Consider the following 24,588-nt stretch of genomic DNA (forward strand, 5'->3'; position numbering starts at 1 on the left):
TGAACAAAGATTATGAACACCTTCCGCAGACCTCAGAGACTCTGATCTATCTGGCGATGATCCGGATTATGGTGAGGCGATTGGCGTAAAATCTGACTTGCCATAACTTTTCAAACATCCTCTAAGGAGTTGCGTGAAAATAAAACCTAGTGAGACGCATTGACTTTTCAGCCCCCTAAATCCCCCATTCTGGGGGACTTTGAAAGGTTCGGAAGTCCCCCAGAATGGGGGATTTAGGGGGCGATTCAGGGTGTTATTTAATTGCAACTCCTAAGTATCAATTGCCTGAGTAACAGCGATTGTTGAACCATCATTCAAGTCTTAGCAAAACAAATTAGGAGATCAGCCCATGCCTCTTGATGTGCCCACCGCGATCGCGCAACGTCGTTCGATTAAAACCTTTAAGTCTGATGCGATCGCCCCTGAACTGCTCAAGCAATTGGTTGAACTGACCGTCGCTGCCCCTAGCAGCTACAACATTCAGGCATGGCGTATTATTTTGGTGCAAGATACTGCCCAAAAAGCCGCCTTAGCCGAGGCCGCTTGGGGACAAGCGCAAATCGTGCAGGCTCCCGTCACGTTTGTGTTTGCCACCGATCTTTCGGTCGGAACGGGAGATTTAACTCCAGTTTATGAACAAGGATTAGAAACGGGCGCTTGGTCAGAGGCAACAGTCAATTATTTCAAAACTGCAATTCCGCAGTTCTACTCCAGCGTGGGCGATAAAGCCCGCGAGTACGGGATTAAGGATGCGTTGATTGCCGCTACCCATTTAATGCTGGCAGCAGAAAGTTTAGGACTATCAACTTGCCCAATGAACGGTTGGATAGAAGAGAAAGTTAAAGCAGTCATCGGGCTAGAAGACAAGCCAGAAATGGCGATCGCGCTTCTTGTCCCAGTTGGCTACGCCGCTGAACCCCGGAAAAATCCAGGTCGGTTACCGCTCTCATACAATGTTTTTCAAGACAAGTTTGGAACCCCTTATGCAGGCTAAAGCACTCGTTAAGTGATTGCTGACGGAAGAATTAAGAGGGAGCGCGATCGCGTTCAAAAACGGGTGAACTGGTAGGGCAGAAATAAGCGACAATATCGGGGTTAAAGTTCTTATTGATTTGCTCACTACCTTGCTTTGCCCACTGCGTTTACTTGCCCAATGACAGTCACCCGCCCTCGATTTCTTGGACTCCAGCCCCTCTCTCACTATCCTCGCCTTTCCATTCAAATGATGGGGGCGGGGATATTGCTCACCTCATTATTTGTAGTAGCTGCCCTGTTCTCGCCGATGCTGCAATCTTGGGGAGTTTTGCAAAGTCCCATTGAAGCCCTAGCCAATACGCCCCATCAACCACCTTCTGCCCAGCACTGGTTTGGCACAAGCCGCCAAGGATACGACGTGTTTTCGCGGACGTTGTTTGGCAGTCAAGCAGCCTTGCAGGTGGTGCTGGTAGCGACGGCAATGAGCCTGGTTGTGGGCGTACCGTTAGGATTAGTCAGTGGTTATTTGGGCGGTAAGTTAGATAAAGTTCTGTTGTTTTTGATGGATACAATCTATACTCTACCAGGATTATTGTTGTCGGTAACGTTGGCGTTTGTAGTGGGGAAAGGAGTGTTTAATGCAGCGATCGCCCTCAGTATTGCCTACGTTCCTCAGTATTATCGAGTGGTTCGCAATCATACCGTCAGCATTAAAACAGAACTATTCATTGAAGCCGCGCGATCGATGGGTGCTTCAACGTGGCGTGTTTTGTCCAAGTATCTGTTCTTCAACGTTATTCAAAGCGTTCCAGTTCTATTCACGCTCAATGCAGCTGATGCAGTTCTGGTCTTGGGCGGTTTAGGCTTCTTGGGCTTAGGCTTGCCTGAACAAACACCAGAATGGGGAATGGATTTACGTCAGGCTCTTGATGCCCTACCCACCGGAATTTGGTGGACAGCTTTGTTTCCAGGATTAGCGCTAACCTTGTTGGTGGTTGGGTTATCTCTAATAGGTGAAGGCTTAAACGAATTAATTAATCCTTTGTCACAAGGGGATAATTAATGGGAATTGAAGAAGTTATCGGCATTGACTTGGGTGGAACAGCTATTAAATTAGGTCGGTTCGATCGCCAGGGAAATTGCTCTCAATCTCTCACAATTCCGACCCCCCAACCGCCCCAGCCTGAAGCAGTTTTGGCAGCAATGGTAAGGGCGATCGCTCAGCTTAATGCTCTAACAGTGGTGGCGATCGGGGTGGGCACACCGGGACCTGCTGATGCTGCGGGACGGATCGCTATCTATGCGATTAACTTGGGCGGTTGGATCAATATTCCGTTAGCAGACTGGCTAGAAGCAAAGACGGGCAAACCGACAGTGATTGGAAATGATGCGAATTGCGCGGGACTAGGCGAATATTGGGTTGGTGCAGGGCAACCGTTCAAGAATTTGGTGATGCTGACCTTGGGAACAGGGGTAGGCGGTGCAGTTATTTTAAATGGCAATCTGTTTGTAGGGCGGGCGGGCACGGCCGGAGAGCTAGGTTTGATTACGCTGAATCCTGATGGGGCTGAATGCAATAGTGGCAATCATGGGTCATTAGAGCAGCATGTATCGGTGCGGGCAATTCGGCGGCGAACAGGCTTAGACGCAGAAGAGTTAGGCAGAAGAGCAACGCAAGGCAATCAAGAAGCGATCGCATTTTGGCAAAGCTATGGACGCGAATTGGGAACTGGAATTGCTAGTTTAATTTATGTGTTGACACCAGAGGCTGTGATCATTGGGGGAGGAGTGTGTCAGAGCTATGAGTTTTTCTTTCCTGCTGCTTGGCTGGAAATTGAGCGGCGAGTTGTGGCATATTCGCGGCTAGATGTGAAGCTGTTACGGGCTGAGTTGGGAAATCAGGCAGGTATGGTAGGGGCTGCAAAGCTAGCATGGGATAGATTCAGGCACTTAGGCTCATAATTTTTTTTAGGATTGAGAACCCACTAATTCTTCGATCGCCTCTAATTTTGTTGGTAGCTCTGCCGTTAATACTTCGTTCCCTGTTTCAGTAATCAACACATCGTCTTCGATGCGAATACCACGTACATCTGCGAATGCTTCAAGGCGTTCCCAATTCACAGCCTTTTTGTATTGCTCCCGACGTTCCAAGTCTTGCAAAATTGCGGGGACTTGATAAAAGCCTGGTTCGATAGTAACGACCATTCCAGCCCGCAAAGGACGATCGAGGCGAAGATATCCCAGCCCAAAGCGATCGCTTCTCACTCGCCCTGCTTCATATCCCGCCAAGTCTCCCAAGTCTTCCATATCATGCACATCTAGCCCCAAAATATGCCCAACTCCGTGAGGAAAAAACAGCGCGTGGGCATCCATTGCAACCAGGTCTTCAGGCTGTCCTCGCAAAATGCCCACCTCAACCAAGCCAGCCGCGATCGCCTCACACGCCATCAAGTGCAAATCCTTATACTCCATACCAGGACGAGCCGCTCCAATACATAAATCATGGGCAGTTAACACGATCTCATAAATAGCCCGCTGCGTAGGCGAAAACTGTCCCGATACCGCCCAAGTCCGCGTTACATCTGAAGCCCAGCCTGATTCTGTCTCTGCCCCAACATCTGCTAGCAACAAATTACCCGGTTGAATCGCCTGGTGATAATGGTTATTGTGCAAAACTTCGCCCTGTACGGTAACAATGCTGTTATAAGCGCAGGTCATGTTGTGCCCCATAATGGCGCTTTCCATGGCGGCACGCACGTGCGCTTCGTTTTTGGCAGAAGCAGTTGCTACCATTCCGACTTTATGCGCTTGCACAGTAACAGCCGCTGCTTGGCGAATTTGATCGATCGCCCCGGCATCATGAACTAAGCGAATTTGGACGATCGCTTTTGCCAACTCCCGATCGATTCCTGATAAATCTTGTAACGATCGCCCTAACATTTCTGACTGGTGCGATCGCGTTGCAGCATCTTGAACAGGTAAAGTCGCCGCCCCGTACGCTTTCAACTCCTTCAACGGCAACGCTTCATCTGCCCCAATTTGCACCGCAATTTCTTCTCGTTTAGGACTATCTCCATGCCATAGAATACTGGCGGGCGTTGCATCATCCATAAACAGCGTCATGCGTCCTGCTTCCAGACGAATCGCAGCATTCAACAGCGGCAACCCTGCAAAGTACAGAAAGTGACTATTGGCACGGTACGGAAACACATTCGCCGGAAAATTGCGAGAACTCGTCTGCCCCGACCATAGAAGAACAGGACTATTAATGTGCTGGGCAAGCTTTTGGCGGCGTTGGCGGAGCGTTTCAGCTAGACTTGGGACGGAGAAATTTGGAGAAGATGCGATTTGAAGAGGCATGTCTGCTAGAGCAAAGGTCAGTTAATTTAACTTTAGATCAGTTCTGCTTAGACCATTATGATCCTGATTAAGTGGGACATTGAGCCAATTCAACTTAACGCTATAGCGTTACAATGAGAGCCTAATAAATCTTTGAATACCATGGCTGAAATTGTCACCCTTGAACTTTCAGAGGCACTGGCGCAACAAGCCAGACAAATTGCTTCATTGACTCATCGGCGGCTAGAAGACGTTTTGCTTGAGTGGATTGATCGAGCCGTAACCGAACTTCCAATTGAATCATTACCGGATGAGCAGATTTTGACCTTGTGCGATCTTCACATGGAGCCAGAACAACAAGAGCGACTCAGCGACCTCCTAGCCCAAAATCAAGAGGGACAAATTAGTCCAACTGAACTCGATCATCTCGATCAGCTTATGAAAATTTATCGACGTGGGCTAGTGCATAAGGCACGCGCCTTGAAAGTCGCTGTAGAAAAGGGTCTAAAACCTCCTCTTGCATCGTAACGATGGCGCGGGTATATATTCCAGCCGATGTTGAATGGCGTGTCCGTAAAGATGCTCGTAACCATTGCGGATACTGTCTTAGCCCGCAACACCTTGTAATGGCTCGATTAGAGATTGATCACATTACTCCAGTGTCCAAGGGAGGTTCTAAGAATGAATCAAATTTGTGGTTAGCTTGCCCCATCTGCAATCGTTATAAAAGCGACAAAAGGGAAGGAATTGATCCAGAAACAGGCGTAACGGTGAAACTGTTTAATCCTCGAACTCAATCTTGGTTTGAGCATTTTCAATGGACTCAAGAGGGACTGAGAATCATTGGACGATCGCCTATAGGTCGAGCGACGGTCGTAACACTTCACCTTGCTGATGATCCTGACGCAATAGAAGTTCGTAGCTATTGGGTGAAGGTGGGGTAGCATCCACCAATCGATTAGAGCCGCTACTTTCTCTGACAGTTCGGGCAATAATACATCCGCCTTCCTCCCATTTCTTCTTTCACGATCGCCATTCCACAAATAAAGCAAGGCTGTCCCTGCCGCCCAAACACATAATGCCGATAATCCCGTCGCCGCTTTCCCGCCTGCTTCAATTGACTTGCTAACTGTAAATCATTCGTGATCCCATTAAATTTGTAAGACTGATACGTCACTGCGATCGCCCCCGCTGCCAACTTTTCGATCTGCTCTGTCGAACAATCCACCGGACGCAATGCCGGATGCACCCGTGCCACAAACAAGACTTCGCTCCGTAAATAGTTGCCCAGCCCGCATAAAAAATGCTGATCTAGCAACAGTGTTGGGAAGCCCCGACGGTAGAACCGCTTATCCTGAAATCGTTCGATAATTTGGGCGACTGTCGTAGCTGGATCAAGCACGTCCAGCCCCAGCTTACTTAAAAACGGATGAGTCGCGATCGCCACATCGTCCAGCACCGTAATATCTGATGCGCTGTACAGTAACGCCGACTTCTTCTCATTGTGAATTGCCAGCCTTAACTGCCGTCCCGTTTTTGGATAATTCTGAGCAGCGCGAATCATCCACTTGCCATATAGCTGATTATGGCTGTAGATACTAAGGTCGTTGTCAAACCGAATCAGCAGGGCTTTCCCTTGGGGTTTAACGCCAACAATTTCTCGACCCTCAAAAACCTGCTCAAATGGCTTGAGATGATTAAAAGCAAAAAAAATAGAAGTCACCGGATGTGGAATCACCGCTTTGGCGATCGCATCGGCGGCACGTTTGATTTCAGGGCCTTCGGGCATTGGTGTCAAACAAACTATGAATCACTATAAAATTTTACACCTGACAGCTTTTACGCCTGTTGCGCCTGCTGTGCTTGAAGCACCTGATGCACTAGTTCTGGAATTTGCCAGGGACTAGAGGCGACCGGAATCTTGGCTTGCTTAAATGCCGCCAACTTGCTTTCTGCTGTCCCTACTTCTGTCCCCATGCCTGCCATCCGTGCCGCAATAATCGCTCCAGCATGACCAATTGCCTGACCTTTGGGAGTCGTCCGTCCGGCGATATAAGCAATGACAGGTTTATCAATTTGTTCTGTAATGTACCGAGCCGCGGCTTCTTCGCTATCACCACCAATCTCGCCTACCAAGACAATCATTTCTGTCTGGTCGTCTTCTTCCAAAATTTGCAGCCATTGCTGAAAAGAAGAACCCGGAATGCGATCGCCGCCAATACTCACGACTAACGACTGCCCTAAACCTGCTTTGGTTAGCTCATGCGCAACCTCATAGGTCAGGCTACCGCTGCGGCTAACAACCCCTACCGTTCCCGATCGATAAAGCGCCGCTGGATGAGTGCCTAATAAAATCTTCCCAGGCACAATTACCCCTGGGCAACTAGGGCCCACCACCAAGGTTTCTGTTGCTTCAGCTTTACGCAACAGATGAACAATATCTAGAGGGGGCACGCCTTCGGTGATTAAAATAAGCTGTCGAATACCCGCTGCGATCGCCTCTAATGCAGCATCTAACACTTCGTAAGGCGGCACAAAAATCACACTAATATCTGCCGCAACAGTTGCCAGTGCCTGTTCCACCATATCGAAGATGGGAATGCCCTCTAAGGACTCACCCGCGTGCCCCGGACTTATCCCAGCCACAACCTGGGTGCCATAATCTTGCATGAGCGGCGCATAAACCGAACCCAGCGGCTCTTTAATGCCTTGTACAATTACTTTGCTATCAGACGTGAAAAGCATGGAAATTAAATTAGGAGGAAGTTCAATCAGCGAGAAGTTTAGATCAGTAAGTTTAGATCAGTCGGAAGCTAGGACTGCGATAGGATAACGGTTTTAGCGATCGCATCTTCTAAGCTATCCGTCATCGGAATTTTGCTTTTCGCCAGTAGTTCGGCAGCTTGCTCAAGGCGATCGCCAACTAGCCTCACGACAATGGGCGGCGTATTTTTGCGATTTCGTAAATAAAAGGTCATCCCCTCCGCCACCTGACGGCAAGAAATAACGCTCCCCAAAACATTAACCAGTACCGCCTTGACGGTTTTATCAGCAAGAATGAGGTCTAAGCCTTGCTGCAACCGTTCTTGTAGCGTCTCAGGCGGGCAGTTATAGCGATATTCACCGCCAATATCAACAAAGCTGGCGGTTTTACCCTTGGCGCTCTGAATCAGATCTAGCGTTGCCATCATCAGACCCGCCCCATTACACAAAACGCCAATGTTCCCCTCTAGTTGAACCCGCTTGAGGTCAGAGGTTAATTTGGTTTTCCCATCTCCAGATAGGTTAGATGGAGCGGTATCAGGGATGGTGGCAATGAATGCCGCAATGTTCGATCGCCGTCCCAACGCCGCATCCTCCGCGACAACCCTACCATCTAGCGCCATTAGCTCACCCGTTGTACTCACAGCAAGTGGATTAATTTCAATGAGATCGAGGTCTTGCTGAATAAATAGGTTGTACATCTTTTCTATGACCGAACTCACCGATTGAATTAACTCGCCTTCTAGCCCCATTTTCAACGCCAAGCGCCGAGCATAAAACGACGAGAATTCCTGATCAACCACAACCTGCTGCATATGCTCTAACTTCGATTCCACATCAACCCCGCCCTGCCGTGACCCCAGCATCAGCGGACGACGGGTTGAGCTATCTAGCATAATTGCCAAATAAAACTCGCGATCGGGATTGTATTTCGCTTCCGCTAGGAGTACTTCAGGATAGCACCCCATAATTGGCAGGTGGAAAATGGCTTGTGCTGCCGCCACCGCATCAATCGTATTTTCGACAAATTTTATACCACCCGCCTTACTCCGCCCCCCTGTACGTACCTGTGACTTCAGTACAACCGGGTATGAAATTTTCAGCCCCTTCAAATCTCGGGGGTGGGCAATGCGCTGCGATGGCAATACCGGAATGCCCATCTGGTGGAATAAATCCTTTGCTTGATACTCTAACAAGTCCATAATTTTATATTGTCAAGGGAAATAACCCTGAATTGAATAGACTAAAAGATACAGGTTAAGAGAAGGTCAAGAGATAATCTTTAAGCGTAGCTGTTATTTGAAATATTGATTGCAACAAAAGATGCAGTCTATCGAAGATTGCTATGAGAGCGCTAACCTCGTAGGGTTGAGCTTTCATCTGCGCCATTTCCTACAGATCGTCTCAATGAGAGACAGAATCTCAGTTAGCCCAAAATCACGCTGCTCATTGCTAACCGATTGAGAGAGATTTTTTAGGGTAAATATAGAGAAGCGGAGCATTATTTGCCCGTCATTCCCAATCACAGAATCATCGAGGTAGTCCATGGAAATTGGTGTGCCAAAAGAAACCAAAGACCAAGAATTTCGGGTTGGGCTAAGTCCGACAAGTGTGCGATCGCTCTCGGATAGCGGACATACTGTAGCAGTCGAAACAGAAGCAGGCATTGGAGCGGGCTTCTCTGATGCCGACTATATTCAAGCAGGAGCCAAAATCGTTGCCGATGCTCCTTCAGCTTGGAACCGAGATTTGGTAGTCAAGGTCAAAGAACCTTTGGCATCTGAGTACTCTTTACTTCAGAAGGAACAAATTTTATTTACTTATCTTCATTTGGCAGCCAATCGGGATTTAACAGAACATTTAATGAATTCTGGGGTAACGGCGATCGCTTACGAAACAGTAGAGCTTCCAAACCGTAGCCTCCCCCTCCTTGCCCCCATGAGTATCATCGCTGGGCGGCTCTCGGTGCAATTTGGAGCGCGTTTCTTAGAGCGTCAGCAAGGGGGACGAGGGGTGCTGTTAGGCGGCGTACCTGGGGTAAGACCTGGAAAGGTCGTGATTTTGGGCGGCGGCGTAGTGGGCACCGAAGCTGCAAAAATGGCGGTGGGTCTAGGTGCACAAGTCCAAATTGTTGATATTAGCGTAGAGCGCTTGGATTACTTAGAAACGCTGTTTGGCTCACGAGTTGAGCTACTTTACAGCAGTACCTTACAAATTGAGGCGATCGTCCCAGAAGCCGACCTTTTAATTGGGGCAGTTCTCGTTCCCGGTCGCAAAGCGCCTACCCTCGTCCCTCGTGCCCTCGTCGAAACAATGCGTCCTGGCTCCGTGCTGGTAGATGTTGCCGTGGATCAGGGCGGCTGCATTGAAACGCTACGTCCCACCTCCCATACCCAACCCACCTATATCGAAGCCGGAGTCGTTCACTATGGCGTACCTAATATGCCTGGAGCCGTACCCTGGACAGCGACCCAAGCTCTTAACAACAGCACTTTTCCCTATGTTCAAAGACTTGCAAATCAAGGTTTAACTGCATTAATATCAAGCGAAGCTTTAGGAAAAGGCTTAACTATCCAAGACCACAAAATTGTTCATCCGACGATCCGTGAAGTGTTTACAGACTTGGCAAACTAGATGTTTTGTATTGCTTGTTACAGTTAAGAAATATAAGAATGCCTACGCGAAAGCTTTGATATTTCTTTACCATTATGTAGATAGTTCCAAGGCAGTGAAGATTCAAGGCAATCAGCTTCAAACTAACGATTTTACGGAGACTAAGCCATGGCAGACCAAACTTCGGCTTCAATTCCTACCACTCCCCAAGAGCTAGAACAGGCACTTCAGCGCTATCGAAACAGTGACCTCAGCGACTTTAACAATAGTGAGTTGTTCAATCAATGGCTTGCAATTCGGACGGCAGCGCTGGAACAAAAAATCCCTGATGTTGAAGATCAAGTTCCTGGGGAAGATAGCTATTAAAGGCAGGCGTTACAAGTATCAATGTATTAAACATCAAAAAACCAAAAGAGGCACGGTCGCTGATCATGCCTCTTTTAGTTTTGAAGAGAAATTACATTAGGGAAAAGCCCCTAATTATCGATAAAGTCGCTCCGTACCCATCCCGATGCACCCGATTCAAACTCTACCTGGTACCAAGTTTGCCCATCATCACCTTGTTGGCTATCAGTAATTTGAATACGATCGCCACCATAGGCAACGTCTTGCACTTCTGCATCAGTTCCTGCCCCCGATCGAACATTAATTGGCGAGTCAGGATCATTGCTAGTAATCGTTGCCGTGCGTTCACTGGAGGCATTTGTAGAACGGGTTGTCGCCGTTGAGCCAGTCGATGGAGTAGAAGCCGCCGTTGTTGAAGAACTAGAAGTTGAAGCGGGCGCAGAGGCGATTGTAGTCGATGCTGCGTCGGTCGTAGATGAGGTTGTGGACGAAGTTGTATCTCTAGCAGCAGTGCGGGTAGGGTTGGCGCTGGCTGTACTTGTAGTAATCAAGTCACTGCGTACCCAACCCGATGACCCAGAATCCAACTCAACTTTGTACCAAGTGTAACCATCAGTGCCCTGGGTTTTAGAAGCAACTTTAATAGCATCACCTGAATACGCGACTTCCAGTACCGAAGCATCAGTACTGGCGCTTTGACGAATATTGATAGGCGAACCCGTTTCAGCAGAAGCAAGCGTAGCAGTTTTGCCTGTTGTCAATTCCTCTGAGCTAGGGCTGTTAGCTTGGCTACTGCCCGGCTTAGCTCCAGGTGAACTTCCCACTACATCTACCTCGCCCCCAACCGCTGCGGCAAACTTCTTCGCCTTCTCATAGCTGGTGAAGCTTGCAACTTGAACGGTGGGCGCACCCGTTTTGCTGCGTACTTCGCTAATAGCGTTGCCACAATATTGGCTGCGAATTGCAGTCAGTTCCGCCCCATCAATAAAGACCGGGTACCAGTTCTCACTCGGCGTTGAAGCTTCCTCACCGCAAGTTGCCTGAGGGAACGTTAACGCTCCATCTGCCTTCTTTTCCTCGGTTGCTCCTGTCGTCTTAGCAGGTGCTTTTGCTGAAGGCTGAGTCATCGAGCTACAAGCTGCCAGCAGCATTATCCCTAAAGCAGCGGGAAGCAGAAGCTTTGTGGCAAGCCGTGGACGGGTGTGCGAATTTCTAGTTGCCATAGGGATTGTCTCTGTCAGCGAATAAAAAAGTGAGGATACTATCAGCTAAACGTCAGGATAAGGATAGAACATGTTTTCAGATTTGGATCTGCAATTTCAAAACAAATGAAAAAACTTTTAGTTACTGGTGCCAGCGGATTCTTGGGCTGGCATCTTTGTCGGCTTGCCCAAGCAATCGGGCAGGTTTATGGCATCTATCATCATCAGGCGATCGCGGCGAAATACCCGCAAGGGGTCGCCTCAAGTCATCCGCAAGAGGCTGCCCTCCCCCAAATCCTATCCATCCCACTCGATCTAACTGACCTCACGGCACTCAAAACCCAATTTCAAATTCTCAAGCCCGATGCGGTCATCCACACCGCAGCCATCTCAAGTCCTAACGCTTGCCAAGAAAATCCCATCCCATCCTCCGCTGTTAACGTCCACGCCTCATGGCACCTCGCAGAACTTAGCGCTGCTGCCCAAATTCCTTACCTGTTTACTTCCTCAGAACAAGTTTTCAACGGCTTAAACCCGCCCTACCGTGAAACCGATCGCGTCTGTCCCATCAACCATTATGGCGAACAAAAAGTTGCTGCCGAAGTTGGCATTTTAGAACGACACCCCGCCGCCACCATCTGTCGAATGCCGCTGATGTATGGAGTTGCCCCCCGTCCTAGCTTCATCCAGCCCTTTATCGAAGCCCTTAAGTCAGGACAGCCGCTTAACTTATTCACTGACGAAATTCGCAACCCAGTCAGCGGCACAGCCGCCGCACAAGGCATTTTAATGGCATTAGAAAAACAGGTCACAGGCTATTTGCACTTGGGCGGCAAGGAGCAGCTATCACGCTATGAAATGGGGCTGCTGTTAGCAGATATTTTGCAGATTGAAAGCCCAAAATTAAACGCTTGCCGTCAAGCCGATGTAAAAATGTCTGCGCCTCGTCCTCCCAATGCTTCGTTGGATAGTTCCGTAGCATATAGCTTGGGATATGCGCCGCGATCGATGCGAGAAGAGTTGAGGGAGTTACTAAATTAAAGGAACTCCTTAATTGTTCTCTGCCTGCTTCTGGTTCAGTTCTTGACACTTTGCCTCTGCTGCCTTGAAAGCTGCCTGATACTCTTTGCCACCTAGCATCACATTGCCGTAATACTCATAGGGCGATGAGCCATAAGTCGGCAGCGGGTCGTCTTCTGGATAGTCTTCCCTTGCCTCTTCCACGATCGCCTTCAATTTTTTCACGCTCAAACTCTGCGCTGCAAAGTAATGTAGCCCCTCAGGCTTTTGCTTCAGGTACGGCAAAGAAGGATCCAGAACTTCGTCTTGACTCTCAATCCAAGCATGTTCTAAGGGCTTGTAGGGCTGCCCCGCAAAAACTAGGAAACCCTGAACATAGGTTGCTCCTTCGGTTGCCAGAGCAGCACGATAGGCATTGTCAAACGGGGTTTTTGCCTTACTTTTTACACTTTGGGCAAGGGCAAGAGAAAGGGCTTCATTGAGAAGCTTTGGCAGAGGCTGTGTCATGGAAAGCCGAGGCTGAAAATCATCCCATCTACTATAACAATCCTCGTACCCTTCTAAAGCCGAACAAGGGCGATCAACGAAGGCGATCGCTGATGCGTTATTTAGAGATAGGGCGATCGATCGCTTATTCTCCTAACCCTAATTTTCATCCATGCGCCGAGACTCAATTTTCTACAAAATTTTTCAACAGACCCCAGCCTCTCTGTTTGAGCTACTGCCCAACCCACCCATTAATGCCCAAGACTATCGTTTCGATTCAGTCGCGGTTAAAGAGCCAAAATTTGAGATTGATGGAGTATTTCTACCGCCTAACACAGGAACACCAGGCGTAGTTTATTTCTGCGAAGTGCAGTTTCAAAAAGATGAACAACTCTATGAACGAGTATTCGGCGAGTCATTTTTATATTTTTATCGCAATCGGGCACGTTATTGTGACTGGCAAGCCGTTGTGATTTATCCATCTCGCAGTCTAGAGCAAAGTGAGTTGCATCCCTATCGGGCACTATTGAGCAGCGAGCAAGTGCATCGCATCTATCTAAATGAATTAGGAGCCATTCGTCATCTGCCCATTGGTATAGCCTTAATGATACTGACAACGTTGAATCGCCAACAAACTCCTATTGAAGCACGACACCTCCTGACTAGAACAGAACAGGAAACAACAACTGAAGCCGAGAGCCGCGCCATAATAGAGGTAGTGACAACGATTATGGTTTATCAGTTTTCCGAGTTAAGCCGAGTTGAGGTAGAAGCAATGCTAAATATGCGATTAGAGGAAACGCGGGTTTACCAAGAAGCCAAGAATGAGGGCAGAGAAGAGGGCAGAGAACAAGGCAGAGAACAAGGCAGAGAAGAAGGGCGACTAGTAGAGGCTGCAAATTTGGTTTTGCGACTGTTGACCCGTCGATTAGGACAAAAGTTATCGCCAGAGATGAAAACCACGATCGCCGCATTACCCTTGCCACTGCTTGAGGAACTCATCGAAGCAGTACTCGATTTTGGCACCCTAGCAGACCTAGAGACTTGGCTGACAGAGCATTAACAGGACGATACATCAGATCTATTAAGTCGTAGTCTTTGAGATTAACCAATCGTTGAACAGACTTCTCAAATCATCAACGTACCTCTGCACAACTCGATAAATAGACGTTCTGCTGATTCAGAAGATTCATCTTAGCTGAAGGCAGTTGTTTCTAGCCTTATGGGAATACTATGAATAGGATTTTACTTTCTAGATTAGCTAGCAAGCTGACCGTTAGGGCGAGTGGGGCAATAGATCGGCATGAGCAAAGTTCTAATTGTTGATGATAGTCACACCTTACGGCAAATGATTGCTGAGATTTTGCAGAGCAATGGGCTAGTGGTCATTGAGGCTATCAATGGTGTGGAGGCGAAGGGGAAAATTCAAACCGAAGCGCCCGATTTGGTCATTACTGACTTGATCATGCCGCTGATGAATGGCTATGAGTTATGTCGATGGATCAAAACCGACCCCAGTACTCAGAGCATTCCAGTGCTCATGTGTTCGACCAAAAGCGAGGAGTTCGATCGCTACTGGGGCATGAAGCAGGGAGCCGATGCCTACATGACTAAGCCGTTTCATCCTCAGGATTTGGTTAAGGCTGTCAAGCAGTTGCTAAAGACGAGAGGCTAGTTGCCGTTCTAATCTTTTACGGCAATACATTCCTAATCTTTCACAGCGATACATTCAATTTCAACCTGCACATCTTTTGGCAAGCGCGAAACTTCAACACAGGCACGGGCAGGAGCCGTCGCTTCGTCAAAGTATTTAGCGTACACGGCGTTCATTGCCGCAAAGTCATTCATATTGACTAAAAACACTGAGGTTTTGACCACGTCTGCCAGGGTTACTCCAGCGGCAGCGAGGATGGCTTTGAGGTTAGCGATCGCTTGCTCGGTTTGTTGTACCACATCTCCTTCCCCCACCACTTCTCCAGTTACAGGATCAAGGGCAATTTGCCCCGCCACAAAAATCAAAGTTCCAGTTGCGGCGATCGCCTGATTGTAGGGCCCTACAGGAGCAGGAGCTTGGTCGGTCTGAATAATTTCGCGGGTCATACGTAAAGCCTGGGTCGAAAACCATATCGCCGATAGTAGCAGTAATCCTGCAAGATGCGATCGTGATCGAAGCAAAGATTAGAAGGCAGTTGCCAAAGGTCGAAAATTCCTAGATTTTTGGCATCGTCTCCAGCTTTTGGTTCTCCTTGAGCGATCGCAATCAACACAATACTGAGGGTATGCTGCCGGGGATCACGGGCAGGATCAGAATAAACCTGAAACTGCTCGACCAATTGAACCCCTAGCCCAACTTCTTCCTGGGCTTCGCGTTTTGCTGCAACTTCGACTGATTCGCCATAGTCGATAAAGCCTCCAGGTAACGCCCAGCCATAGGGGACGTTAAGGCGCTCGATTAAGACAATGGGGCAATGGGGGCGATCGCTAAGTTCAATAATGATATCAACCGTAGGAACAGGATTCTTATAGGTCATCGGTTAAGCCTGAATCGTCAGATCTAAGATAGAGATGAGAGAGATGAGATAAAGAAATGTCTGGACTCTTGCCAAAAACTATCCGCACCACAGCAGGGGAGCGATCGCCCTTTCATTCAACAATGCTGCCAATAGCTAGGCTACGAATGATTTAGCTAGGCTACGAATGATTGCGTCGAACCTAAACGTAACCCTAAAATTCAAACCGGAAGATAGACAACAAAAAGTACTAAAACTGGTTAACTCATGAATATCTGAAGTGCCTGAAGTGATTAATTAGAGCAGAATCAAGACGACAATTGCCTGGCTCTGGCGATCGCAGATCCAACGTGTCGCTTCCACTTGGAACTTTCAGATCATGATACAGTCAAATGTTGGAAAAACAATTTTTGCCTCTCTAATCTCTAACCCGTATGCCTTTTCCCAGAACTAGCGGTATTTTGCTCCATCCCACTTCATTGCCTAGCCAATTTGGTATTGGTGACTTGGGCAACGAGGCTTACCGATTCGTTGATTTTCTAGTTGAAAGTAACCAACAGATTTGGCAAATTCTACCCCTAGGCCCCACAGGATATGGCGATTCTCCGTATCAATGTTTCTCGGCAATGGCGGGCAATCCGCTGCTCATTAGCTTAGAAAAGCTTCAAGCACAAGGATTACTGAGCATAGACGATATATCTAATCCCCCTAATTTTCCCCTATCTGTAGACTTTGGCTGGGTCATTCACGTCAAAATGCCGCTATTGCAGAAGGCTTGCGATCATTTCCGGGCGCAGCCAGACCCGCAAAAATACCAAGCATTTGAGGCTTTCTGTCAATCTGCCGCTTGGCTCGAAGACTTTGCCCTGTTTATGGCGCTTAAAGAAATTCATCGGGGAGCTAGTTGGCAAACATGGGAGCCAGAAATTGCTCAGCGTAAACCTGAGGCGATCGCCCACAAGCAACAAGAGCTAGCCGCCGAAATTTTCTATCATAAATTCCTTCAGTTCGAGTTTGCTCAACAATGGTCAAGCCTGAAGCAATACGCCAACGAAAAAGGAATTCAAATCCTAGGCGATTTGCCGATTTATGTTGCCCATGACAGTGCCGAAGTTTGGGCACGTCCCGAATACTTTCACCTTGATCAAGAAACAGGTGAGCCCCTTCTCATGGCAGGCGTTCCTCCTGACTATTTCAGCGAGACTGGGCAACTCTGGGGCAACCCCATTTATGATTGGGATCGCCTTCAGCAGGAGAACTTTAGCTGGTGGATGCAGCGATTTCAGGTCATGCTCAACTGCGTTGACCTGATTCGTATTGACCACTTTCGAGGATTTCAGGCTTACTGGGCAGTGGCTCAAGGCGAAACTACAGCCATCAATGGCGAGTGGGTAGAAGCCCCGGGCACAGAACTTTTTCTACAGCTTAAGAAAGAATTGGGCACTCTGCCAATCATTGCCGAAGACTTAGGATTCATCACGCCAGAAGTAGAGGCATTGCGGGATCAGTTTGACTTTCCTGGCATGAAAATTCTTCAGTTTGCCTTTGATGGCGGCTCCGATAATCCCTATTTGCCCTTCTGCTACACCCCTAATACCGTGGTTTATACAGGTACCCACGACAATAATACAACTGTAGGATGGTTTGAAGAGCGATCGCCTGATGAACAGCACAGCGTTACCCAATACCTCAGTGCCCCGAGTTCTGCCGGGGTTCACTGGGATCTGATTCGTCTTGCCCTAAGCTCTGTGTCAAACCAAGCCATTACGCCTCTACAGGATATTCTGGGATTAGGGACTGCCTCGCGGATGAACTCACCCGGACAGGCTGAATGTAACTGGGGCTGGCGTTACGAGGCAGGTGCCTTAACGCCTGAAATGAGCGATCGCCTCCGTACCATGACCCAGATCTACGGGCGCAACCCTAAGTAGGATCGAAAATAGCTCTTGAAAAGCAGAGAAGTAGCTCATTAGAAGCCGCCTCTCTGCTTTTTAAATTATTCAGAACTCGATAAAGCCTTATCGAATGGGAGCGATCGCCGAATCTGGCAAACTTGCTGAGTCTTGGCTGACCGAAAAGACCTTCTCTTCAACTGCTCCTGGATCACCCATCGGCTTTGCCTGCTTGCCATCGTAAGCAACCATTACGCCTCCCGCATTGCCCGATCGTACCCGAATTAAGCTTTTTGCCGACCAAGAACGCTCAGTTCCTTCCGACAAAACGCCTTCGTAGTCAGGCTGCCCATCTACCTCAACCTGCAACCACGACTGAGCCGTCAGCTTGACATTAATTTTAACGGGCTTATCCACGGTTGAGCGGCTGGCGATCGTTTGAGGACTAATGGACTTCTCAGCAGCACTTGAACTTCTTTGGACATTAGAAGGGCTAGCTTCTAAACGGGTGACACCGCTAGGAATAGGCTCCGAACGATTGACCACATAAGAGAGTAAGCTCACTGATGCCACAATGAGCCCGACATAAGCGACATATAAATGCAGTGGACGAAGTTGGGCAGCCGCAGAATCATTCCAAGATGACTCTACCTTGCGGGCATTGCCCTCCACTGGAAACGCCTCCGCAAACTGGGTCCCATCCAGCCCCAAGGCTTCCGCATAGCGCTTGATAAATCCTTGAATATAGACAGGTTCAGGCAACTGCTGTAACTTGCCCATCTCGATCGCCCGCAACAGCCGAGGCTGAATTAGCGTCTTGGTAGAAACCTCTTCGAGAGACAACAAATTCTCCTCACGAATCTGCCGCAAATAGTCGCCTATCTGCGTAAGTTGCTCTGCTTGCTCATTCTTTTGTAGGAGGGAAATCTCTGTAGTCATAGCTTGTGACCTTTACTTTCACTCACACCAATCTTCAAATCTGGTTCAGTCATCCCTAAGTTTGCCAGGGGTTGTCCGATACCTTCAGCCTGAACCTGTAAAAACTTAATTTCAGACTCCCTTAGATAACGATACTGCCCACTTGGTAATTTTCCTAGTCGGATTGAACCAATAGCAGTTCGGTGTAGTTGACGAACCGGATGACCCAATTGTTCAGCCACTCGACGAATTTGGCGGTTTCGTCCTTCTCGAAGTACGATTTCCAAAAGTGTTTGGTTTCGATCTTGATTGAGAACCCGAACTTCTGCAGGCAACGTCATTTTTTCGTCTAGCATCACTCCGTCACGCCATTGCTCTAGAGTGCTGGCATAGGGCAAGCCGTCGACCCAAACCTGATAAGTTTTGGGCACTGCATGACGAGGATGGGTCAACCCAAAGGTAATTGCTCCATTATTAGTGAGGATCAGCGCTCCTGTAGAGGCAGTATCTAGCCGCCCCACAGGATGAACCCCAGCATCAATACCCACTGATAGGGCAATGAGATCAATTACTGTGGAACGTCCTTCAGGATCATGGCAGGTAGAAACAACCCCTGCAGGCTTATGTAACAGCAAATAAATCGGAGTAGGACGGTGAGTGGGATGGATATGGGTTCCATCTACCTCAATCCAATCTTGTTGAGGGTCAGCTTTCTGTCCAATTTGGACAACTTCCCCATTCAAGCAGACGCGTCCATCTAAAATCATTTGCTCAGCCTGACGACGTGAAGCAACCCCCCATTGGGAAAGAATCTTTTGTAGCCTTTCAGTCATAGGATAAGAAGGGGCACTGAACCAAGAGAGTAGATTGGGGGCAAAGCCAGGACTCTGTGTTCAGATTTAGCATGTTTGCACATGTACAAATATTACAGGACTGGAGGACTTTTGCGGTAACCAAACCACAGATTTAGGTGGGTAAAGTGTGTAGAGAGTCTGAACTACCCATGGGAAGACGAACTTGGAGCCAGGCTCCCCCTGTTTGGGGATGATTGCTGGCAGTGATTGAACCTTGATGAATTTCTACAATTTGCCGAGCGATCGCCAACCCTAGCCCACTGCCACTGGGTAAGTCAGGCTGACTAGTATAGCGATCGCTCTGCCCCATATCGCTGGTCGTTTCCGCCAACAGCGTGACTTGGCGCGATCGCGAAGGATCAGCCCGGTAAAACCGCTCAAATACGTGGGGCAGAGCTGCCTCTGGAAAACCAGACCCCGAATCAATGACCTCAAGGCACACCTGAGCAGGTTGAGAAGGCTTGAGCGCATCCTCCACCTGAACCTTGACACAAATATGCTGGTAGTCGTGGCTAAATTTAATGCTGTTATCTAAAAGATTGACTAATAAGCGATGAATTCGTGCCGTATCCATTGGCATCCAAAGCTGGGTGGGTCCACGATAGTCAATTTGTACTCCTTTGCGTCTTGCCAGCGGCTCTAGGCTGTGCCAAACCGAATAAATTAAATCAACCAGGTTATTGGGCTGAAGTTGAATCCCTTGAAAAGAGTTCTGGTCAACCTGGCTTAAATCCAACAGATCTTGAACGAGCGTGCTGAGACGAATTGTTTCCTGAATTAAGCGATCGATCCAAGTCCGCAGAGCGGGATCAACCCTAGTTTGCAAAGTTTCAGCCACTAAACGGATAGAAGTCAGCGGCGTTTTTAACTCGTGTGCCAGGTCAGAAGCCCAGCGATCGCGCTGCTGCATTAAAGTCAGCGATTCTTGACGATTCTCTAGAAAAATTCCAACTTGACCTTCCATTAAAGGGAAAGCATATCCCCGCAATGCGTAAGACTGCTGCTCCGAGAGTTGAGCCGGATCATTGCTTACAGAGTAAAACATCCAGTCCTGTTGACAACGCCGATCGACATTTCGAGCTTGGTCAATCAAATCATCTAGTTCATAAGAACGCACAAGCTCTAACAACAAGCGGGGCTTTGCCGAGCGGCTTTCCTCATCGATCCCTAAGAGGGTTCGGGCTTGTAAATTTGACTCCATCAGCCGATTTTCGTCATCAACTTTCAGGTAGCCAATCGGGGCACGCTGTAAAGTTTGCCAATATATCTCCACCTTCTGCTCAAGGTGATATTGCACCTCTTTCATCTGAGCGATTGCGATACCCACCTGCGATGCGGGAGATAAAGAGTTATCTTCCACATCTGTCCCCAGCTTTCTAGCTAAAACCCTCAGCCTTAAATTAAAGCGCGATCGCTGCCACAGCAGTAACCCTATGCCAACCGTTAACCCTAAGAGAAACCCTAAGACTGCCACGATTTGATTCCATCTGAAGAAGTTCAGAGCACAGCAGATAGAATAACCCGAAACCTATGCCATAAAATTATGCCTAACCGAACCGATAACCAAAACCTCGAACGGTTAAGAGATACGCAGGATGACTCGGATCAACCTCTAGCTTTTCTCTGAGCCAACGGATATGAACATCTACTGTTTTACTGTCGCCCATAAAATCAGGGCCCCAAATCCGTTCGATTAACTGATCCCGCGACCAGACTCGGCGGGGATAGCTCATGAACAACTCTAAAATTCGGAATTCTTTTGGAGAAAGATTAATCTCGTCTCCTCGAACTGTGACTCGGCACTCTTGGGGATATAGAGAAATATCGTTAAATTTTAGCGTAGTTTCCTGAGCTTGAAGTTGAGCATGACGATGGCGACGCTGCAAGGCACGGCAACGGGCGATTAGCTCTCGCATCCCAAAGGGCTTGGTCAAGTAGTCATCTGCACCGACCTCTAAGCCCACCACGCGATCGGTTTCGCTGCCCTTTGCACTCAAAATCAAAACAGGGACACTATTTCCTTCTCGCCGAATCAGCCGGCACAAGTCTAAACCGTTAACATAGGGCAGCATTAAATCTAAAATAATTAGATCAAAATTCACCAATTCAGGACGATTCGACTCTCCTGAGCGACAAACTAGTTCTAGCCCTTTACGTCCATCCTCGGCTGTTACAACTTCGTAGCCTTCTTCAGACAGCGCTAAAGCGATCGTCTCTCTAATTAGCTCTTCGTCTTCAACCAAAAGCACTCGACCGAGCCTTGTTTCCTGCTGAAACCTCGTTTCTTCGGGCGTTAGGGTAATGGGCATAGATGCGCCTGTAGAGCTATGTGTCAAGCACATCCTATCAGATTAAAGCTCGATCGCTTAACAAAGAAATTTGGTCGAGCGAGATAATTTCTGTGGTTTCTAATACAAACCTTGATTTTCAGCCCAAGACCAGCACTCTAATGCTCCCCACAACCTAGCCTATTGTCCGCAGCAGCGATCGATGCCTAAGCTATCTAACAACAGATCGCTGACTGCATTGGCAACGGCAAACTCGCTATAAAAGCTTCTAGAAAAATCAAACGCCTGCATTTCAGTAATAATCGCCATGACTAGCGAACTCACATCGTTCTCACCTTCCATTCGCTGCCGTACAAACACCTGTGCCGCTCGTTGGGCAATTCCCTCATTCACGGCTTCAGGAATAAATTCTTGGTCAAGCCATTGATGGAGCGATCGCTGTAACCACTCCCCCTCTTGCTGAGCATCGCGCGCTGGCGGCAATGTAATGGATGGGATTGGCTCAGCCATTGCGTCCTCCAATCTGTATATCTCTAATCTGCATAAACGCTATGCTATCTGATTAGGTAATTCAGCCGCTTCATCGTTCAAGATAATATACGTTTCAACCGCCGGATGTTTCTCCTAGCCACTTCCCTTCTATGCAATTCGATGTTTCTACCATCATTCAGGGTTACACCCAAGGCTATTTTCTGATGGCAGACGGAGAAGGCGAGGCGTTAAGCTGGTACTCTAGCCGCGAACGGGCGCTGATCCCTTTAGACGATCGGTTTCGATACCCGCGATCGCTTCAACGTATCCTTAACCAGAATCGTTTCACTGTTGCCGTCGATCGAGACTTCAAAGCAGTGCTCGCAGGCTGCGCCCAGCGAGAAACGACCTGGATTTCAGCAGAATTGAAAGAAATCTATTGGGCGCTGCATCAGGCTGGAATCGCCCACAGTTTCGAGACTTGGGAAGGCGAAACCCTCGCCGGTGGGGTTTTGGGCATCGTTATTGGTGGAGCATTTATAGGAGAGTCTATGTTCTACCACATTCCTGAAGCCTCGAAGGTGGCAATGGTCAAGCTGGTTGAACACCTGCGATCGCGCCAGTTTCTCTTATTCGATGCCCAAATTATGAACCCTCATCTGGAGCGTTTTGGGGCGTATATCTTGCCTAACCAGGAGTACAATCGGCTGCTGCAAACAGCGATCGCCCGTCCCTGCCTACTGTAAATAATCGTGCTGTAAGGGGCTGTAAAGAGAAAGATAGAACCCAGAAAAAGCTAACGCAAGGAAAAGCGTCGTACTGCAAACAAACTACCCATCAATCCAACCGAGCCACCTAACGCCAGCAAGATTAAGGGCAGAGAAAGCGACTCTTGAGCCGTTAGCTGCATTCCATCTGTCAAAAACTTAATAAACTCGGGTTGCTGCGCCAAGAGCCTAGTCAAAAATCCCTGCACCCCAGCAATTAGCCCCCAAGCAATTAATGCTCCAACGCCGCCCAAGATTAGGCCTTGCAAAACAAATGGCAGGTAGATCCAAGTATCGGTTGCACCCACCAACTGCATCACCTCTATCTCTCGACGACGTGCCATCACAATCAGGCGAATAGTCGTGTTGATCACCGCGATCGCTGTCAACGTTAGCATTGTTGTGATCCCTAAGCCGACCCAATTCAACCCTTGATTTAACTGCGCCAGTCGCTTCACTGCCTCATCTACATATTTCACCTCCTCAACCCCTTGCACCTGCTTCAGCTTCGTTGCCAAGACTGGCACCGTCTCCGAATTCTTCGCCTTCACAGTCATTTGGTCTACCAACGGATTACCATTCAATTGCTCACTCGCTCCCTGAATGTCTGACAAGCCCAAAGCCTTGACCAATTCGCCCCATGCTTCTTCTTTAGGAATCGAGGTCACCGAAGTTACTTCTGGCATCGCTTGCACTAACGGCTTCAAGTCATCTGCCTGCACGCCTGTTTCCAAGTAAACAGACACTTCTAGCTGGCTACCAAATTGGTTAACTAAACCATCTAACTGCCAAGAAGCCTGTAAACTCATGCCAAACAGAAACAGCAACACTGTAACCGTACTAACTGCCGCCCAGTTCATCCAGCCGCTTCGCTTTAGCCCTAGCAGGGTTTCTCGGAGTAAATAGTCTGATTTCGTAAAAATTTGCAGCACGTTTAGAACTCTCCAATTGCTCCTAAGCCAGACTCTTTCTTAATGAGCCATGATAATTCCTTCAGCAGAAATTCTAAGTAGCTTAAAGAAAATTAGATAAAGACTACTGGATTTCTCGTAGGTTTTAGGGGCTGACGGAGAAGGCGATCGTGAATCTACGCAAGCTTTTGATGAAGGGCAAATAACTTATAAACTTAGAGGATGTCTGAGAAGTATCAAAGATTCTTACACTCGCCCCCCACCCCCCATTCTGGGGGACTTCCGAACCAATGCTCCTTCAAAGTCCCCCAGAATGGGGGATTTAGGGGGCGGATCGGATAGCAATCTAGACTTCTTAGACATCCTCTTAGAGTGTGTATGCTGTAATCAGAACTGCCTAAGCAGATAGAAAAATTGCACACCATGGATATTTCTGCTTATCTACAGCGCATTGGGTACGGTGGATCAATAGAACCGACGGTTCAGACACTAGGAGCTTTGCAAAGAGCCCATCTGCTAACCGTTCCCTTTGAAAATCTTGATATTCATCTGGGGAAGCCCCTTAATCTTGATTCAGATGCCTTGTTTACAAAAATCGTAGAGCAGCAGCGTGGCGGCTTCTGCTATGAGTTAAATGGATTACTAGCAGAAGTTCTGCTTCAACTAGGCTTTGAAGTATCCTTACTTTCAGCCCAGGTTGCTCGAAAACAGGGCGGGTTTGGAGAGAACTTTGACCATCTTGTCTTACTTGTTCATCTTGAAGAGGATTGGTTGGTAGATGTGGGGTTTGGAGAGTCGTTTCCCGAACCTCTAAGCTTGAGCCAGGAAGGGGCATGTGGCGGCTATCGGTTGAGTCATGATGGGCAGTATTGGCTGGTACAAGCGCTTAAAACAGATCATTGGCAAACTCAATTTCGCTTTACGCCAGATCCGCATCAGTTCTCCGAGTTTCACAGAATGTGCGTTTACCACCAGACTTCGCCAGAGTCGAAGTTTACACAACGTCGGCTTTGTAGTCGGGCGACCTTGGAAGGACGTATTACTTTGGTAGATCGACGATTGATTTTAACTCGATGGGGCGATCGCCAGGAGCGCCGTCTTAAAACTGAACAAGAGTACCAGCAGGCGCTAGCCGATTACTTTTGCATCAAAATTCCAGAGATGAGCAGGATTTACTAAGATGGAGAGAAGAATGTAGTTCAATGTTAAAAGGTCGTTTGCGAGTTTCCATGTC

The 24,588-nt window shown here is 48.2% G+C and carries 28 protein-coding genes; 14 read left to right on the forward strand and 14 right to left on the reverse strand.

Features of this window, described 5'->3' with window-relative positions:
• The 4 genes from KME11_15815 to KME11_15830 form a co-directional block, all read left to right on the forward strand.
• The coding region (locus tag KME11_15815; protein ID MBW4516675.1) for a transposase at positions 1-89 on the forward strand (89 nt) is incomplete at its 5' end.
• A 260-nt stretch (positions 90-349) separates the two neighbouring features.
• Positions 350-994 (forward strand): nitroreductase family protein, encoded by a 645-nt coding sequence (locus tag KME11_15820; GenBank protein ID MBW4516676.1) that lies wholly within the window; start codon positions 350-352, stop codon positions 992-994.
• Between the two features lie 159 nt (positions 995-1,153).
• Positions 1,154-2,038, forward strand: coding sequence for an ABC transporter permease (locus tag KME11_15825; protein ID MBW4516677.1), 885 nt, complete (start codon positions 1,154-1,156; stop codon positions 2,036-2,038).
• Positions 2,038-2,937, forward strand: coding sequence for an ROK family protein (locus tag KME11_15830; protein MBW4516678.1), 900 nt, complete (start codon positions 2,038-2,040; stop codon positions 2,935-2,937). The genes KME11_15825 and KME11_15830 overlap by 1 nt, the downstream gene beginning before the upstream one ends.
• A 6-nt stretch (positions 2,938-2,943) precedes the next feature.
• Here KME11_15830 and KME11_15835 read toward each other — a convergent pair whose 3' ends face one another.
• Positions 2,944-4,335 carry an aminopeptidase P family protein gene (locus KME11_15835; protein ID MBW4516679.1) on the reverse strand — a complete coding sequence of 464 codons (1,392 nt, stop codon included), beginning with the start codon at positions 4,333-4,335 and terminating at the stop codon, positions 2,944-2,946.
• Between the two features lie 141 nt (positions 4,336-4,476).
• On the opposite strand from KME11_15835, the gene KME11_15840 reads away from it, so the two are divergent.
• Positions 4,477-4,842 carry a hypothetical protein gene (locus tag KME11_15840; GenBank protein ID MBW4516680.1) on the forward strand — a complete coding sequence of 122 codons (366 nt, stop codon included), beginning with the start codon at positions 4,477-4,479 and terminating at the stop codon, positions 4,840-4,842.
• Between the two features lie 2 nt (positions 4,843-4,844).
• Positions 4,845-5,258 (forward strand): HNH endonuclease, encoded by a 414-nt coding sequence (locus KME11_15845; protein ID MBW4516681.1) that lies wholly within the window; start codon positions 4,845-4,847, stop codon positions 5,256-5,258.
• Positions 5,259-5,281: 23 nt separating this feature from the next.
• Here the strand turns inward: KME11_15845 and nei are convergent, their stop codons facing one another.
• The 3 genes from nei to KME11_15860 all read right to left on the reverse strand — a co-directional run bounded on the left by nei (position 5,282) and on the right by KME11_15860 (position 8,279).
• Positions 5,282-6,103, reverse strand: a complete 822-nt coding sequence (gene nei / locus KME11_15850; protein MBW4516682.1) for an endonuclease VIII — start codon at positions 6,101-6,103, stop codon at positions 5,282-5,284.
• Positions 6,104-6,153: 50 nt separating this feature from the next.
• Complete coding sequence (locus tag KME11_15855; GenBank protein ID MBW4516683.1) at positions 6,154-7,059, reverse strand: CoA-binding protein; 906 nt, start codon at positions 7,057-7,059, stop codon at positions 6,154-6,156.
• Positions 7,060-7,127: 68 nt separating this feature from the next.
• Complete coding sequence (locus tag KME11_15860) at positions 7,128-8,279, reverse strand: succinate--CoA ligase subunit beta (protein MBW4516684.1); 1,152 nt, start codon at positions 8,277-8,279, stop codon at positions 7,128-7,130.
• A 343-nt stretch (positions 8,280-8,622) separates the two neighbouring features.
• Here KME11_15860 and ald point away from each other — a divergent pair, with 343 nt between their 5' ends.
• On the forward strand, positions 8,623-9,711 hold the full coding sequence (gene ald, locus KME11_15865; protein MBW4516685.1) for an alanine dehydrogenase: 1,089 nt from the start codon (positions 8,623-8,625) through the stop codon (positions 9,709-9,711).
• A 147-nt stretch (positions 9,712-9,858) separates the two neighbouring features.
• Positions 9,859-10,056 (forward strand): hypothetical protein, encoded by a 198-nt coding sequence (locus KME11_15870; protein ID MBW4516686.1) that lies wholly within the window; start codon positions 9,859-9,861, stop codon positions 10,054-10,056.
• Between the two features lie 110 nt (positions 10,057-10,166).
• Here KME11_15870 and KME11_15875 read toward each other — a convergent pair whose 3' ends face one another.
• Positions 10,167-11,258: an SH3 domain-containing protein gene (locus KME11_15875; protein MBW4516687.1), complete on the reverse strand. Its 1,092-nt coding sequence runs from the start codon at positions 11,256-11,258 to the stop codon at positions 10,167-10,169.
• A 105-nt stretch (positions 11,259-11,363) separates the two neighbouring features.
• Here KME11_15875 and KME11_15880 point away from each other — a divergent pair, with 105 nt between their 5' ends.
• A complete protein-coding gene (locus KME11_15880; GenBank protein MBW4516688.1) occupies positions 11,364-12,278 on the forward strand; it encodes an NAD(P)-dependent oxidoreductase in 915 nt (304 codons plus the stop codon).
• 9 nt (positions 12,279-12,287) lie between these two features.
• Here the strand turns inward: KME11_15880 and KME11_15885 are convergent, their stop codons facing one another.
• Positions 12,288-12,764 (reverse strand): hypothetical protein, encoded by a 477-nt coding sequence (locus tag KME11_15885; protein ID MBW4516689.1) that lies wholly within the window; start codon positions 12,762-12,764, stop codon positions 12,288-12,290.
• 151 nt (positions 12,765-12,915) lie between these two features.
• On the opposite strand from KME11_15885, the gene KME11_15890 reads away from it, so the two are divergent.
• Both KME11_15890 and KME11_15895 read left to right on the forward strand, forming a co-directional pair.
• Entirely contained in the window at positions 12,916-13,806 is an 891-nt protein-coding gene (locus tag KME11_15890; GenBank protein MBW4516690.1) for an Rpn family recombination-promoting nuclease/putative transposase, read from the forward strand.
• A gap of 240 nt (positions 13,807-14,046) precedes the next feature.
• Positions 14,047-14,418: a response regulator gene (locus tag KME11_15895; protein ID MBW4516691.1), complete on the forward strand. Its 372-nt coding sequence runs from the start codon at positions 14,047-14,049 to the stop codon at positions 14,416-14,418.
• A 32-nt stretch (positions 14,419-14,450) separates the two neighbouring features.
• Here the strand turns inward: KME11_15895 and KME11_15900 are convergent, their stop codons facing one another.
• Together KME11_15900 and KME11_15905 are read right to left on the reverse strand one after the other, a co-directional pair.
• A complete protein-coding gene (locus KME11_15900; protein MBW4516692.1) occupies positions 14,451-14,843 on the reverse strand; it encodes a RidA family protein in 393 nt (130 codons plus the stop codon).
• Positions 14,840-15,274 carry an NUDIX hydrolase gene (locus KME11_15905; GenBank protein ID MBW4516693.1) on the reverse strand — a complete coding sequence of 145 codons (435 nt, stop codon included), beginning with the start codon at positions 15,272-15,274 and terminating at the stop codon, positions 14,840-14,842. The genes KME11_15900 and KME11_15905 overlap by 4 nt, the downstream gene beginning before the upstream one ends.
• Positions 15,275-15,687: 413 nt before the next feature.
• Between KME11_15905 and malQ the strand changes: the two genes are divergently transcribed.
• On the forward strand, positions 15,688-17,184 hold the full coding sequence (gene malQ / locus KME11_15910) for a 4-alpha-glucanotransferase (GenBank protein ID MBW4516694.1): 1,497 nt from the start codon (positions 15,688-15,690) through the stop codon (positions 17,182-17,184).
• An 87-nt stretch (positions 17,185-17,271) separates the two neighbouring features.
• On the opposite strand, the gene KME11_15915 is transcribed toward malQ, so the two are convergent.
• The 5 genes from KME11_15915 to KME11_15935 all read right to left on the reverse strand — a co-directional run bounded on the left by KME11_15915 (position 17,272) and on the right by KME11_15935 (position 21,715).
• Positions 17,272-18,084, reverse strand: a complete 813-nt coding sequence (locus KME11_15915) for a DUF4115 domain-containing protein (protein MBW4516695.1) — start codon at positions 18,082-18,084, stop codon at positions 17,272-17,274.
• The gene (locus KME11_15920) at positions 18,081-18,896 is read right to left on the reverse strand and encodes an rRNA pseudouridine synthase (GenBank protein ID MBW4516696.1); all 816 of its coding nucleotides are present in this window, start codon (positions 18,894-18,896) and stop codon (positions 18,081-18,083) included. Before KME11_15920 ends, KME11_15915 begins: the two co-directional genes overlap by 4 nt.
• A gap of 133 nt (positions 18,897-19,029) precedes the next feature.
• Positions 19,030-20,391: a HAMP domain-containing histidine kinase gene (locus KME11_15925; protein MBW4516697.1), complete on the reverse strand. Its 1,362-nt coding sequence runs from the start codon at positions 20,389-20,391 to the stop codon at positions 19,030-19,032.
• Between the two features lie 73 nt (positions 20,392-20,464).
• On the reverse strand, positions 20,465-21,226 hold the full coding sequence (locus tag KME11_15930) for a response regulator transcription factor (GenBank protein ID MBW4516698.1): 762 nt from the start codon (positions 21,224-21,226) through the stop codon (positions 20,465-20,467).
• A 159-nt stretch (positions 21,227-21,385) separates the two neighbouring features.
• Positions 21,386-21,715 (reverse strand): hypothetical protein, encoded by a 330-nt coding sequence (locus KME11_15935; GenBank protein ID MBW4516699.1) that lies wholly within the window; start codon positions 21,713-21,715, stop codon positions 21,386-21,388.
• A gap of 131 nt (positions 21,716-21,846) precedes the next feature.
• On the opposite strand from KME11_15935, the gene aat reads away from it, so the two are divergent.
• Complete coding sequence (gene aat / locus KME11_15940; GenBank protein MBW4516700.1) at positions 21,847-22,422, forward strand: leucyl/phenylalanyl-tRNA--protein transferase; 576 nt, start codon at positions 21,847-21,849, stop codon at positions 22,420-22,422.
• A gap of 50 nt (positions 22,423-22,472) precedes the next feature.
• Here aat and KME11_15945 read toward each other — a convergent pair whose 3' ends face one another.
• Positions 22,473-23,375 carry an ABC transporter permease gene (locus KME11_15945; protein ID MBW4516701.1) on the reverse strand — a complete coding sequence of 301 codons (903 nt, stop codon included), beginning with the start codon at positions 23,373-23,375 and terminating at the stop codon, positions 22,473-22,475.
• A gap of 402 nt (positions 23,376-23,777) precedes the next feature.
• Between KME11_15945 and KME11_15950 the strand changes: the two genes are divergently transcribed.
• The gene (locus KME11_15950; protein MBW4516702.1) at positions 23,778-24,533 is read left to right on the forward strand and encodes an arylamine N-acetyltransferase; all 756 of its coding nucleotides are present in this window, start codon (positions 23,778-23,780) and stop codon (positions 24,531-24,533) included.
• Positions 24,534-24,588: the final 55 nt, after the last annotated feature.

The organism is Timaviella obliquedivisa GSE-PSE-MK23-08B (assembly GCA_019358855.1).
Lineage (GTDB): Bacteria > Cyanobacteriota > Cyanobacteriia > Elainellales > Elainellaceae > Timaviella > Timaviella obliquedivisa.